Genomic DNA, 13,223 nt, shown 5'->3' with positions numbered 1-13,223 from the left:
CCGCAGGAACACGCTATGATTGCCGCCCTCCAAGGACCCAGGATCAAGGACACGTCATGCGTATCGGTTTTCTCTCCCCCCTGGCACTGGCCCTGCTGGCCGGTATTTCCCAGCAGGCCCAGGCCAGTTCCGACGATTCGTGCTACCCCGATTGGCGTGTCTCGCGTGACAGCCTCGACCCTTGCAACAACGTGCCGTTCCTGAGCCCGGGCAATGACAGCCGGGCCAACCTGCGCCTGTTGCTGGCGGACAAAAAGGCCGCGCCGTTGGTGCCCAAGGCGTTGAGCGAAGATGACCTGGCCCAGGGTTTCGGCCCGGTGCCGTTCCCGGTGTATCGCCTGGCCGCTGCCTCCAGTGCAGAGACCGAGCCCGACTCGGACGATTCGCCTACCGCCGAGCTGGACACCCTGCTGACGCCCCTGGGCATCAAGCGCGAGGCGTACAAAACCGCCGGCGAAGCCTTCCTCAATGGCGAAGGCAGCCGCTGCCGCAGCAACGACGATGACAGCGCCACGGCGTTTATCCGCCAGGTGGTCAAGGCCGACATGCCGGCGGCCGAGCGCGCGCTGCTGGCGAAGGCGCGGCTGCAACTGCTCACCACCTGCACCTGGGATGGCCCGGTGATCGCCGAGCCGCAGCAGATCCAGTCAGCCGACGGCCAACTGTTTCGCACCTACCTGCAAGCCGCCGCCGATTTCTACAGCGGCCGCTTCGCCGAGGCCGCGCAAGGCTTTGCTGGCGTCGGCAGTGCACAGTCGCCGTGGCTGAAGGAAACTGCGCTGTACATGACCGCCCGCACAGCGCTCAACCAGGCCCAGGCCGACACCTATGACGAAGACGGAGTGCCGCACCTGGACCGTGTGGATAAACCCGCATTGGCCACGGCCGAGCAGGGCTTCAAGGCCTACCTGAAGACTTATCCACAGGGCGAATACGCGGCCTCGGCCCACGGCCTGCTGCGCCGGGTGTACTGGCTGGCCGACGACAACACCCAGCTCGCCGACGCGTTCGCCTGGGCACTGACGGCCACCGACGAGCAGCGCAATGTGTCTGAGGATGAGCTGGTAGAAGAAGCTGACCTCAAGCTGTTGATGGTCAACAGCGATACCGTCAAGACCCCGATGATCCAGCTCGTCAGCGACCTGATGGTGATGCGCGGCGGCAACCAGCCGGCCCTCAACCGCGCAGACCTCGAGAAGCAAAAAGCCGCGTTCGCCAGCGAGCCGGAGCTCTATGAGTATTTGCTGGCCGTGTGTGCGCTGTACATCGAGCATCAACCGGACGCCGCCTTGAAGCAGTTGCCGCAGAGCGTGCCGGCAAGCCTCAACTACTTCGCCTTCAGCCAACAGACCCTGCGCGCCCTGGCCCTGGAAGCCAAGCAGGACTGGAAAGGCGCCGAAGCGCTGTGGCTGCAACTGTTGCCGCTGGCAAAACTGCCGCTGCAACGCGACCAGCTGGAGTTGGCCCTGGCCATGAACTACGAGCGCAGTGGCCAGTTGGCCAAGGTGTTCGCCAGCGATTCGCCGATCAGCGCCAAACAGGTGCGCTACATCCTGCTGCGCAACATCGCCGGGCCTGAACTGCTGCGCCAGCAGATCGCCCAGGCGAGCGATCCGCTGGAACGCCAGACCGCGCAATTCGTGCTGCTCTACAAAGACCTGCTGCACGGCCAGTTCGCCACCTTCGCCGAAGACCTCAAGCAACTGCCGGCCCAGGCCCCCGAGGACAAGCTGGGCACCAGCCTGGGTTATGTCTACAGCGCCAGCCAGACGCTTAAGCTGTTCCAGTGGAACGGCGACAAGGCCGAATCCGGCTACGCCTGCCCGAGCATCGCGCAAACCGCAGCGACCTTGCAGACCGACGCGAAGAACCCCCAGGCCCTGAACTGCTTCGGCGAATTCATCCTGCGCAACAACCTGGACGGCATGCCTCTGGAGCAGGCCCGCGCCGCCGGCAGCCTGGGCAGCACCGCTTCGGACTTCAAGGGTGAAACCTTCTCGCGGCTCGACGGTTACCAGCAGGTCATCGGCAACGCCAAGGCGCCGAAAAACGACAAGGCCTACGCCCTGTTCCGCGCCATCAACTGCTACGCGCCGGCCGGCTACAACAGCTGCGGCGGCCAGGACGTCGAACCCGGCGTGCGCAAAGCCTGGTTCCGCCAGCTGAAAAGTGGTTTCGCCGACACCCAGTGGGGCAAATCGCTGCAGTACTACTGGTGAAACACCTGTGGCTGGGCATGCTGTTGCTGGCAAGCCCGGCATTCGGCGCCGTCGATGCCCGCGACTACGACGCCTTCTGGCTGTGGAGCGGCGTCACGCCCCAGCCGGTACTCAAGCAGGCCAAGACCCTGTACATCCTCCAGGGCCAGATCAACGCCACCCGCCGCGCGCCCCAGCGCGGTGTGCAACTGATCGCCCAAGGCATCAGCGTACCGCGCCTCACCCGCGGCGACGTCTGGGTGGTCTACCGCGCCCACACCCTGCGCTGGCCCGAACAGGTCTACACCCAACTGCTCGGCCAGGTACAACGCTGGCGCGACGCAGGCAACCCGGTGGTCGGCATCCAGATCGACTTCGATGCTCGCACCCAATACCTGCACGAATACGCCGACTTCCTGCGCGACCTGCGCCAGCGCCTGCCGGCCGATCTGAAACTGAGTATCACCGGCCTGATGGACTGGAGCAGCAACGCCGACCCCACCGCCATCAGCCAGCTCAAAGGCGTGGTGGATGAGGTGGTGGTGCAGACCTATCAGGGCCGCCAGAGCATCCCGGATTACGCGGCGTATTTGCCACGGATGAACCGAATGGGGCTGCCGTTCAAGATCGGTTTGATTCAGGGTGGAGAGTGGGAGGAGCCGGGGTATTTGCAGGGGAGTGAGTGGTTTCGGGGGTATGTGGTGTTTTTACGCAATCCTTGATGGATGCTTGCTCGCGAAAACCTGAGATTGCCGCGAGCATTCAGAAAGACCCGCGTCATCGTTAACGTTTTTCGCGAGCAAGCTCACTCCTACATTGGAAGGTGGTTACCAGTCATAGGTCAGGCTGGACACCACCGTACGCCCTTCCCCGTAGTAACAATCCAGGTCGCTGGTGCACTGCGAGACATAGGTCTTGTTGGTGAGGTTCTGCACGTTCATTGCCAGTTTCACGCCTTTGAGCTTGAGCGGCGAGGCGCCCAGGTCGTAGCTCAGGCTGGCGTCGTAGACGCTGTACGACGGCACGCTGAACGCGCCTTCGTAGTAATCGCCCAGGCTTTGACGCGCGTAGCGTACGCCCAGGCCGGCACCGAGGCCGGCGAGCGGGGTGTCGCCCAGTACGGTGTAGTTGACCCACATCGACGCCGTGAGCGGCGAGATGCCAGCGGGGTGGCGGCCTTGGCGACCTTCTTCGTCCTTGGTGTACTTGATGTCGTTGCGCGCGGCCGAGGCGATGATCTCCCAGGCGTCGCTGAGGGCGGCCTTGGCTTCCAGTTCTACGCCGCGGGAACGCATGGCGCCGCTCTGGGTACTGAAGGTGTCGTTGGGGTTGGTGGTGAGCACGTTTTCCTGGTCGAGCTGATAGACCGCGACCTGCACGAAACTCTTCTGGCCCGGCGGCTGGTACTTCATGCCCACTTCGTATTGCTTGCCGGTGGAGGGGTCGAACGGTTTGCGCTGGGCGTCGGTGCCGGTCAGCGGCAGGAACGATTCGGAATAGCTGACAAAAGGCGCCAGGCCGTTATCGAACAGGTACACCAGGCCGGCGCGGCCGGTGAAGGCTTCGTCCTTGCTGGCGAAGCGGGTGCCTTGCAGCGGCTCCTTGTTCACCACGCTGGCCCAGTCATAACGCCCACCGAGCACCAGGGCCCACTTATCCAGTTTGATCTGGTCCTGCACATACAGGCCGGTCTGGCTCAGGGTGCGGTCCCAGCGGTACGGTTGGCCGAAATTCAGGCGCTGGCCGTAGACCGGCTTGAACAGGTCGATCACTGGCGGGTTGCGGTCATACAGGCCATGGAACAGCGAGCCGGAGTGGTAGTAATCCAGGCCGACGATCAACGTATGGGACAGCGCACCGGTGTCGAATTCGGCCTGGGCGATGCTGTCCACGCCAAACACTTTGTTGTTTTGCGCCCAGTCCACACCGAAGCGCTGCAGGTAGCGTTGGTCCTGCACACCGGTGGCCGGGTTGGCGACGAAGCGGTAGCCGTGCAGCGGTGCGGTGTAGCGGTCGTCCACCTCGGCGTAGCGCGCGTTCTGCTTGAGGGTCCAGGTATCGTTGAGGCGATGGGAAATCTCGTAGCCCAGCACGTACTGCTCGCGGTTGTACTGGTTGACGCCGGGCTCGCCGATAAACACATCGCGCTTGATCTTGCCGTTGGGGTTGGCCCACAAGGTGCCGGACGCCGGCAACCCTTGGGCCTCGGGCACGCCCTTGTCCTTCTGGTATTGGGCGAACAGCGTCACACGGGTGTCGTCGTTGGGGCGCCAGGTGAGGCTGGGGGCGATGAACTGGCGTTTGTTCTCGACGTAGTTGATCTCGTCCTGACCGTCGTTGGCCAGGCCGGTGAGGCGGTAGAGGAATTGCCCCTGTTCATCCAGCGGGCCGCTGAGGTCGATGGCCGCACTCTTGTGCTCGTAGGTGCCGGCTTCCAGCACCACCTGGTGCACCGGGGTTTCGCTGGGGCGCTTGCTGACCATATTGACGATACCGCCCGGCTGGTTTTGCCCATACAGCACCGAGGCCGGGCCCTTGAGCACTTCGATGCGCTCCAGGGAGTAGGGCTCGATCTGCAGCGCGCCACCCGTGCTGCCGCCGCCGTAGGGCAGGTGCAAACCGTCAAGGTACAGGGGCGTGGGGGTGAAGCCGCGCGAGGTAGGTTCGTCGAATAACTTGACCCGGTCGGCAAAGCCACCGGCGGTCATGCCCGGGGTGTAGAGCAACGCCTGGGTGACGCTCTGGGCGCCGCGAGCCTTGATCTCGGCGGCGGTGATCACGTTGATGGTCTGGGGGATTTCCACCAATGCCGAATCGGTCTTGCTGCCGGACGCACTGCGCGTGGCGACAAGGCCGTCCACCGGGCCCCAGGCGCTTTCCTCGGCCTGCTGGGCGCTGATCTGAGTCGCGCCGAGCTGCAACGGCCCGGCGGATGGCATCGCCTGCAACGACCAACCGCCCTGGGCCTGCACCGCCACCAGGCCGCTGCCTGCCAGCAGCCGCTCCAGGCCGGACCCGACGCCGTAACTTCCCTGCAGGCCTGTGGTGCGCTTGCCTTGGGTAAGGGAAGCATCGACCGACAACAAGATGCCCGACGCACTGGCGAACTGGTTCAAGGCCTGATCGAGACTGCCCGCCGGAATGTTGTAGGCACGCAGCGCTTCGGCGCTGTCTTCGGCATGTACCTGGGTCGGCAGCATCGGCACCGTCGCCAGCAGGCTGACAAACAGGCCACGGCGCAAGGCGCGGGCCAAGGGTTGGATTGGGTGGTGCGGCATTGCAGGACTCCCCGTGAGAACGCTTCTTGATTGGCTTTCAAGAGGTATCCCGAACGGGGCGCGCAAACCGACAAGCATCGATAAAAAAATTTTCAGGCCCGTGCCTTGATGGTCACCCAGTAGCGCGTCACCGACTGCACCTGCACCGGCAGCGAACGCTCCAGGGCCGCGAGGATCGCGTCGGTATCGTTCAACGGGAACACCCCCGTCAGCAGCAGGCCTGACACCGCCTGATCACAACGCAACAGGCCTGGACGATAGCGGCTCAGTTGCGCGACAAACTCGCCCAATGGCTGGCGCTCGGCGATCAGCCGATGCGCGGTCCAACTGCTGGCATTGGCACTTACCGCAGGCAACGCCGAGCTTTGGCGCGAGTTGAACCACAGGCTGTCGCCGGCATTCATCTGCACCGCAGGCCCCTGCAACGGGGTGACCCGCACGCGGCCTTCATACAGGTCGACGCGGCTACCATCGGGCAGTTCGCACACGGCAAAACGGGTGCCCAGCGCCTGCACGTCACCGGCCGGGGTTTCGACGATCAAAGGGCGCACCGGGTCGTGGCCGCTGGTCAACAGGATCTCGCCACGGATCAGGCGAATGCGCCGCTCGCTGGCGCTGAAACGCAGGTCCACTGCACTGTCGCTGTTGAGGTCCAGGCGCGTGCCGTCGCTGAGGGTCACGTGGCGAATCTCGCCGGTGGTGGTGCGGTAGTCGGCAAAGGCTGCCTGCCAGGGTTCGCTGCGCTGCACCAGGTAGCCGCTGCCACCCGCCACCAGCAGCAGGCCGAGCAGTTTCAACGCGGCGCGGCGCTGGGTGTCCGGGGTGTCGCGCAACACCGCACGGGCGCTGTCCACGGGCACGCTGCCAAGGGTTTGTTGCAGGTGCTGCAGACGTTGCCAGGCGCGACGGTGTTCCGGATCCGCCGCCTGCCATTGCGCAAACGCCTGGCGTTGCTCGCCTTGCAGCTCGCCGCTCCAGTGCAGCATCAGCCATTCGCTGGCTTGCTCGACAATGGCCGGGGCGATGGGGGCGTCGGGCCTCATTCTGCGTACGCCACCTGGTAGCAGGCGACGATCGCGCGGGTCATGTACTTCTGCACCGAACTGACCGTGACGCCCAGGCGCTCGGCGATCTGCGCGTAGCTCAGGCCTTCGAACTGCGAGAGCAGGAACGCGCGGCGTACGTTGTCGGGCATGCGGTCGAGCATGGCGTCGATCTGCATCAGGGTTTCGAGGATCAGCGCACGGGTTTCCGGGCTCGGCGACTCGGGCTCGGGCAGGTGCGCGATGCTTTCCAGGTAGGCACGCTCGATGCGCAGGCGGCGCCATTGGTCGATCACCAGGTTGCGTGCGATCTGCACCAGGTAGCTGCGGCTTTCCTTGTCACCGGGGTAACGACCGGAGACCAGCAGGCGCAGGAAGGTGTCCTGCGCCACATCGGCGGCGTGTTCGCGGTCGCCCAGGCGCTTGCGCAGCCAGCCTTGCAGCCAGCCGTGATGGTCACGGTACAGGAGGTGAAGCTGTTGCTGGCCGTCAGTCGCGGTGTCCATGAAAAGCTCAGATACATTATTGAGAGCAATTATCATTACACCTTGTTTCGCGGCTGGCAAAACTCTTTGTGGTTCAGCGCTCGGCGGTTTGCAGCGGATACACCGATTCCCACCCCCCGCCCAACGCCTTGTACAGGCCGACCATGGCCAACGACACGCCGGTAGAACTCTCCACCCACTGCTCCTGCGTGGCCAGCAGCGCGCTCTGCACGGTGAGCACGTTAACGAAATCCACCACGCCTTCAACGTATTGGTGCTGCGCGGTGGTCAGGGCGATCTGGTTCTGGCGCACGGCTTCGGCGAGGCTATCGCGACGCAGTTGGCTGGCGTTGTAGCGGGTCAGTTGGTCGTCGATTTCATGCCAGGCTCGCAGCACGGTGTGCTGGTAGGCCAGGGCCGCTTCCTGTTGCTGGGCTTCGCGCAGGTCCAGCATGCCTTGCAGGCGGCCGCCGTTGAACAGCGGCAGGCTCACTTGCGGGCCGAAGGCAAACGCGCGGGAGCCCCAGGAGCCGAAATCCGACAGTTGCATGGCCTGGGAGCCGAGGCTGCCGGACAAGGTGATGCGCGGGTAAAAATCGCCCTTGGCCACGCCGATGCTGGCGGTGGCGGCGTGCAGGCGCGCCTCGGCCTGGCGGATATCCGGACGGCGTTCGGCGAGTTCCGACGGCAGGCCAATGGCGACCTGGCGTTGGGTCTGCGGTACGGCGGCGTCCTTGGACAATTGCGCGTGCAGGGCCTGCGGTGGCTCGCCCATCAGCAGGCTGAGGGCGTTGATCAACTGGTCCTGGCGTTGCTGCAGATCCGGCAGCCGCGCTTCGATGGCGGCGACCTGGGCGGCCGCTTCGGCGACATCCAGATCGGTGGCCACGCCGTCGGCCAGGCGCAACTGCGAGAGCTTGAGGCTGTGGCGGGCGACGTCGAGGTTTTGCTCGGTCACCGCGCGGGTGTTCTGTACGCCACGCAGCTGGATGTAGTCCTGGGCGGTCTCGGCCAGTACCGACAACAGCACGGCGCGGCGGTCGTTTTCCGCCACTTGCAGGGTGGCGTCGGCGGCTTCGGTTTCGCGTTTGACCCGTCCCCAGAAGTCCAGCTCCCACGACGCCGAGAAGCCCGCGTCCCACTGGTTGAACGCGGAACGCCCGTTTTCGCCGGAGGGGTCGTTCAAGCCTTTGCCGCTGTTGCGTTTGCGCTGGTAGGCGCCCGTGGCGTCGACAGTGGGATAGCGCTCGGCGGTAGTCACCTGGCGCACCGCACGGCTTTGTTGCAGGCGGCTGCTGGCCAGTTTCAGGTCGAGGTTATCGGTCAGCGCGCGGCGCGTGAGGGCCGACAGTTGCTCGTCGTGGAACACGTCCCACCAGCGCTCTTGCAGCGGATCACTCACTGCTCGGCTGGCGGCTTGTCGCCCTTGAGGTTCGCTCCACCGCGTGGCTTGCGGCGTGTGCGGGCGCTGAAAATCCGGCCCGACAGTGCAGGCACTCAGGCTGATAACACTCAGGGTGAGCCAGGCAAGGTGTCTCATTGCTGGGCCACCTCACGCTGCGGCGCGACCGGCTGGGTGTCGACGCTGGCCTCGACCGACATGCCGACCCGCAGGCGCTCGGTCAGCGGTTGGTTGGGTTCGAGGACGATTTTCACCGGGATACGCTGCACCACCTTGGTGAAGTTGCCGGTCGCGTTGTCCGGCTTGACCGATGCGAAGGTCACACCCGTGGCAGGTGCGAGGCTCTCCAGGTGGCCGTTGAGCAGCTCCCCGTCGAGGCTGTCGACCCGCACCTGCACGGCCTGGCCGGCGTGCATATGGGACAGCTGGGTTTCCTGGAAATTGGCGACCACGTAGGCCTCGGCCAACGGCACCACCGCGAGGATCTTGCTGCCCGGGGTCACATAGGCCCCCACCCGCACCGCGCGCTCACCGACCATGCCATCCACCGGCGCGACGATGCGCGTGTAGGACAGCTGATAACTGGCCATTTCCAACGCGGCCTGGGCACGCTTGAGCCCACCTTCGGCGGCATCGCGCTGGGCCGTGAGGATTTCCACCTGCTTGCGCTCGGCCGCCAGCACCGCCGTGGCGTTAGCCAGGCGCGCGGTGGCCTGGTCGATGCGGGTCTTGGCTTGCTGGGCGTTTTGCACGGTGCCCGCGCCCACGCCGGCGAGGTGGTTGTAGCGGTTCAGCTCATGTTCGGCGAAGGCCACTTCGGCGCGGTCTGCCGCCACGGTGGCCTGGGCCTGGGCGATCACCGAGGTTTGGCGCTCCAGGGTCGCGGTGGCGTTCTTCAGCTGGGCCTGGGCGACCAGGGTGTCGGCGTCGGCGGCCTGGGCGGCGGCGCGAAAATCGCGGTCGTCGATCAGCGCCAGCAGTTGCCCGGCCTTGACGCGCTGGTTGTCTTCCACCAGCACTTCCTTGATAAAGCCCGCCACACGTGGCGCCACCAGGGTGAAATCGGCGGCGACGAAGGCGTCGTTGGTGGCCTGGCGCTTGTTGCCCAACAGGCCGGGCGCGACCAGGTAGACCAGCACGCCGACGGCAAACACGGCGATAACGGAGACGGCGATTTTGTCTTTGCGTTTCATGGGAAGTCCTTGTGGCTAGGTCGGTGCGCGAGGCGGAAAAATCCGCGTGGGCATCCAGAAAATCAGCAGGATCAACGCCACCGCGACAGCGGCCATGACGTAATAGAGGTCCGAAGAAGTCAGCACCACGGCCTGCTCGTGCAGGCGCTGGGCCAGGCCCGGCGCATCGCCGTCGGCCAGCGGCGAGTTACCCAGGCGGTCCACCAGCATGGTCGAGTGAAAGTGCAGGCGCTGGGTGGTCAACGCATCCAGCACGCCGGTGGCAATCACGGCCGCCAGGCCTTTGACGGTGTTGAACCAGGCCGAGGCGAACGGCCCATCCGCCGGTTGAATGCTGCCGGTGGAGAGCATCAGCAGCGGCAACACCGCCATGGGCTGCCCGAAGATTTGCAGCAGGTACAGGCCGTAGAAATCGTCGCGAATCCATGCCGAGGTCAGGTGCGCACTGCCCACGCAACACAGCACCAACATCCCCAGCCCGATCCCCAGGACCCAGCGGCAATCGACCCAGCGCAGGTTGCACAACGCCGCCACCAGCGGCAGCGCGATCAATTGCGGCAGCGCCATCAGCAGCATCACCGGCGCGGTTTGCAATGGGCGATAACCCTGGACCTGAGCGAGGAAACTCGAGGGGATGATGATCACCGAGGTCAGCACCATCAGCACGCCTGCCAGCACGATCAGGGCAAACGCCAGGTTGCGCAGGCCTAGCATCTGCAATTTGAAAAACGGCATCGGGTGCGACCATTCATTGAGCATGAACAGCACCAGCAGCACACTGCCGCCGCATAGCAGGAAGGTGATCAGGCCCGACTCGAACCAGTCCAGGCGATTGCCCTGCAGGATGCCGATCACCAGCATGCAGATCGCCGGAAACCCCAGCAGCAGTCCGCGCCAGTTGAACTGCTTGAAGCGCTCCAGGCGCAGCGGGTCTTGCGGCAAACCGTAGGCCACGGCGGCCATGGCCAGCAGGCATGGCCCGACGATCTGCCAGAACGCCCACTGCCAGCCGACGTATTCGGTCCACAGCGCCGCCAACGGCGTGCCGAGGCTCGGCCCGAACGTGGCGGTAAGTGCGTAGCCAGCCAGGCCATACAGCTTGACGTTGGCCGGCAGGAAGCGCAGCGCCACGGTCATCAGCATCGGCGGTAAGGCACCGCCGGCCAGGCCTTGGACGGTACGCAGCAGCAGCAGGCTTTGGTAGTTCGGCGCAAACGGGCACAGGATCCCGAGCACGGTGAACAGGCCAATAGCGCACAGGGTGAAGCGCCGCAGGGAAAACGTCACCGAACACCAGGGCGCAAAGGCCATGGCCGACACGGAAGTGGCCGTGTACGCGGCCACCAGCCAGGTGCCTTCGTCAAAGCCGATGTACAGCGCACCGCGAATATCCGCGAGGGCCACCTTGGTGACCATCTCGTTGAGGCCGGACACCAGAACCGCGAGCAACACGCCGACCAGGCCGATGATGATGCGCGGGCCGAATACAGGCGGGGTGATGGCGGTGGGTCTGGCTGCGGCCGCAAGGGTGGGGGCAGCGAGGGAAGTCATGAACAGGCAGCTCGGGATTAGAAATACCCGAGCAGTTTAATCAGGCACATCCATGACAAAAAGTTACATGTTGGCAGGATATAAGTGCGCCAGGCGCAATCCTGGATTCACTATAGAACCCTTGTGGGAGGGGGCTTGCTCCCGATTGCGCTGGATTAGATAGAAAATCTGGGTCTGGCACACAGCAATCGGGAGCAAGCCCCCTCCCACATTTTGACCGCGCATGGCTTGTAGATCAGGTGGGTTGGGCTTCCAGCCAGGTGGCGTGGCAGCTCTCACGCATCGTCTCGCGCAGCCACTTATGAGCCGGGTCTTTGTCGAAGCGCGGGTGCCAGGATTGGGCCAATACCAACGTCGGCAGCGAGATCGGCAACGCAAACGCGCGCAGTGGCAGCTTCAAGCGGTTGGCGCTCAACAGGGCTTCCTTGGGCACCGGCAGAATCAGGTCGGAATCGGGCAACATGAACATCGCACCGTGAAAACCCGGCGCAATCATCGCCACCCGCCGCTCCAGGCCCTGGGCATTCAGTGCAGTGTCGATCGGGCCACGGGCGATGCCACGTCGCGAGATGCTGATATGGGAATAGCTGGCGAAGCGCGCGGCGGTGATCTCGTCGTCAAACAACGGATGGTCCTCCCGCGCGAGGCCCACGAAGGTGGTGGAAAACAGGTTCTGCACCTTCACTTCCGGAGTGACCGGCATGGTGTTGCTCACGCGCAGGTCCAGCCGCCCTTCGCGCAGGGCTTCATCATCGGTGTCGCCTTCAGGCACGAAACACAGCTCGCACAGTGGCGCCATGCGCTCCATGGTGTCGAACAGCCGACCGCCATACACGCCGATGAAAAAGTCATTGGCGCGCACACTGAAGCGACGGCGCAAGGTGCTCAAATCAACCTGATCCGCCGAGCGAAACAGCAACGCCGCCTGCTCCACCACGTTGCGCACCTGGCCTTGCAACTGCAGGGCCTTGGGCGTCGGCACCAGGCCACGACCGGCGCGCACCAGGATCGGATCGCCCACCGCTTCGCGAATACGTGTGAGGGTACGGCTCATGGCCGCCGGACTGAGGTTCATCCGCCGCGCGGCGCCCACCACGCTGCCCTCGTCGAGCAAGGCGTCGAGGGCGACCAACAGGTTCATGTCGGGTAGTTGCATGCCAAGCACTCGTGGTCAGTCGGGAGTGAGCTGGCCGCAATCGTAGCAGGCTGGGGGTATCAGCGCTGCATGCCCCACCGTTTCACGGTGAGGCGCTCGAAGGTGTCGAACACCAGGTTTTCCACCAGCAGGCCGATCAGGATCACCACCGCCAGGCCGGCGAATACCTTGTCGGTGTACAGCTCGTTGCGGTTCTGGAAGATGTACCAGCCCAGGCCGCCCTTGCCGCTGGTCGCACCGAATACCAGCTCGGCGGCGATCAGGGTGCGCCAGGCGAAGGCCCAGCCGATTTTCAGCCCGGCGAGGATCGACGGCAGTGCCGCCGGGATCAGGATGAACAGCACGAAACGCATGCCCTTGAGGCCATAGTTACGACCGGCCATGCGCAGGGTTTCGGACACGCCGAGAAACCCGGAATAGGTGTTGAGCGCCAGCGCCCACAACACCGAATGCACCAGCACGAAAATCAGGCTGTTCTGGCCCAGGCCGAACCACAGCAGCGCCAGCGGCAATAAGGCGATGGCCGGCAGCGGGTTGAACATCGAGGTCAGGGTGCTCAGCAGGTCACGGCCCAGTTGCGTCGACACCGCCAGGGTGGTCAGGGCAAACGCCAGCACGATGCCGATCAGGTAGCCCTTGATCAGCACCACCAGCGAGATGCTCACCTTGCCCAGCAGTTCGCCACTGAGCAGGCCGTCATAGAGCGCGTGAAAGGTCTGCAGGAAACTCGGCAGCAGCAGGTCGTTGTTCTGGTAGCGCGCGACGGCTTCCCAAAGGATCGCGAGCACGATCAGGATCAGGCCCTTGCGTAGCCAGCCTTGCTGCCACAGGCGTTGGCGCAGGGGCAGTTCGCGTTCCACGGGGACGCTGAGCAGCGGCTCAAGGTTGATTTCGTATTCCTGGCGCATTGGGTTGTC

10 protein-coding genes are annotated in these 13,223 nt (G+C 64.6%); 2 read left to right on the top strand and 8 right to left on the bottom strand.

From position 1 onward, the window contains the following. Positions 1–56 precede the first annotated feature (56 nt). Positions 57–2,219 carry a PA5441 family protein gene (locus BLQ09_RS22500; protein WP_092358609.1) on the top strand — a complete coding sequence of 721 codons (2,163 nt, stop codon included), beginning with the start codon at positions 57–59 and terminating at the stop codon, positions 2,217–2,219. Next, on the top strand, positions 2,216–2,920 hold the full coding sequence (locus BLQ09_RS22495; protein WP_092358608.1) for a DUF3142 domain-containing protein: 705 nt from the start codon (positions 2,216–2,218) through the stop codon (positions 2,918–2,920). The genes BLQ09_RS22500 and BLQ09_RS22495 overlap by 4 nt, the downstream gene beginning before the upstream one ends. A 105-nt stretch (positions 2,921–3,025) precedes the next feature. Here the strand turns inward: BLQ09_RS22495 and BLQ09_RS22490 are convergent, their stop codons facing one another. The 8 genes from BLQ09_RS22490 to BLQ09_RS22455 form a co-directional block, all read right to left on the bottom strand. Further along, entirely contained in the window at positions 3,026–5,476 is a 2,451-nt protein-coding gene (locus tag BLQ09_RS22490; protein WP_092358606.1) for a TonB-dependent siderophore receptor, read from the bottom strand. A 92-nt stretch (positions 5,477–5,568) separates the two neighbouring features. Continuing rightward, positions 5,569–6,519, bottom strand: coding sequence for a FecR domain-containing protein (locus tag BLQ09_RS22485; protein WP_092358604.1), 951 nt, complete (start codon positions 6,517–6,519; stop codon positions 5,569–5,571). Then, positions 6,516–7,025 (bottom strand): sigma-70 family RNA polymerase sigma factor, encoded by a 510-nt coding sequence (locus BLQ09_RS22480; RefSeq protein ID WP_092358602.1) that lies wholly within the window; start codon positions 7,023–7,025, stop codon positions 6,516–6,518. Before BLQ09_RS22480 ends, BLQ09_RS22485 begins: the two co-directional genes overlap by 4 nt. Positions 7,026–7,098: 73 nt before the next feature. Next, on the bottom strand, positions 7,099–8,544 hold the full coding sequence (locus tag BLQ09_RS22475) for an efflux transporter outer membrane subunit (protein ID WP_065940999.1): 1,446 nt from the start codon (positions 8,542–8,544) through the stop codon (positions 7,099–7,101). Next, on the bottom strand, positions 8,541–9,599 hold the full coding sequence (locus tag BLQ09_RS22470) for an HlyD family secretion protein (protein ID WP_092358600.1): 1,059 nt from the start codon (positions 9,597–9,599) through the stop codon (positions 8,541–8,543). The genes BLQ09_RS22475 and BLQ09_RS22470 overlap by 4 nt, the downstream gene beginning before the upstream one ends. Before the next feature lie 15 nt (positions 9,600–9,614). Beyond that, complete coding sequence (locus BLQ09_RS22465; protein ID WP_092358598.1) at positions 9,615–11,150, bottom strand: MFS transporter; 1,536 nt, start codon at positions 11,148–11,150, stop codon at positions 9,615–9,617. Positions 11,151–11,385: 235 nt separating this feature from the next. Further along, complete coding sequence (locus BLQ09_RS22460) at positions 11,386–12,306, bottom strand: LysR family transcriptional regulator (protein ID WP_027608061.1); 921 nt, start codon at positions 12,304–12,306, stop codon at positions 11,386–11,388. 59 nt (positions 12,307–12,365) lie between these two features. Continuing rightward, the gene (locus BLQ09_RS22455) at positions 12,366–13,214 is read right to left on the bottom strand and encodes an ABC transporter permease (protein ID WP_065940996.1); all 849 of its coding nucleotides are present in this window, start codon (positions 13,212–13,214) and stop codon (positions 12,366–12,368) included. Positions 13,215–13,223 lie beyond the last annotated feature (9 nt).

It is taken from the genome of Pseudomonas sp. NFACC25, assembly GCF_900100935.1.
Taxonomy (GTDB): Bacteria; Pseudomonadota; Gammaproteobacteria; order Pseudomonadales; family Pseudomonadaceae; genus Aquipseudomonas; species Aquipseudomonas marginalis.
The sequence above is the reverse complement of the archived record's forward strand: the minus strand, read 5'-3'. Positions and strand labels throughout refer to the sequence as shown.

Excerpts from the sequence above, each read along its gene's own strand:
- BLQ09_RS22500 (WP_092358609.1), top strand. The coding sequence starts at position 57 with ATGCGTATCGGTTTTCTCTCCCCCCTGGCACTGGCCCTGCTGGCCGGT.
- BLQ09_RS22490 (WP_092358606.1), bottom strand. The coding sequence starts at position 5,476 with ATGCCGCACCACCCAATCCAACCCTTGGCCCGCGCCTTGCGCCGTGGC.
- BLQ09_RS22485 (WP_092358604.1), bottom strand. The coding sequence starts at position 6,519 with ATGAGGCCCGACGCCCCCATCGCCCCGGCCATTGTCGAGCAAGCCAGC.
- BLQ09_RS22480 (WP_092358602.1), bottom strand. The coding sequence starts at position 7,025 with ATGGACACCGCGACTGACGGCCAGCAACAGCTTCACCTCCTGTACCGT.
- BLQ09_RS22475 (WP_065940999.1), bottom strand. The coding sequence starts at position 8,544 with ATGAGACACCTTGCCTGGCTCACCCTGAGTGTTATCAGCCTGAGTGCC.
- BLQ09_RS22470 (WP_092358600.1), bottom strand. The coding sequence starts at position 9,599 with ATGAAACGCAAAGACAAAATCGCCGTCTCCGTTATCGCCGTGTTTGCC.
- BLQ09_RS22465 (WP_092358598.1), bottom strand. The coding sequence starts at position 11,150 with ATGACTTCCCTCGCTGCCCCCACCCTTGCGGCCGCAGCCAGACCCACC.
- BLQ09_RS22460 (WP_027608061.1), bottom strand. The coding sequence starts at position 12,306 with ATGCAACTACCCGACATGAACCTGTTGGTCGCCCTCGACGCCTTGCTC.
- BLQ09_RS22455 (WP_065940996.1), bottom strand. The coding sequence starts at position 13,214 with ATGCGCCAGGAATACGAAATCAACCTTGAGCCGCTGCTCAGCGTCCCC.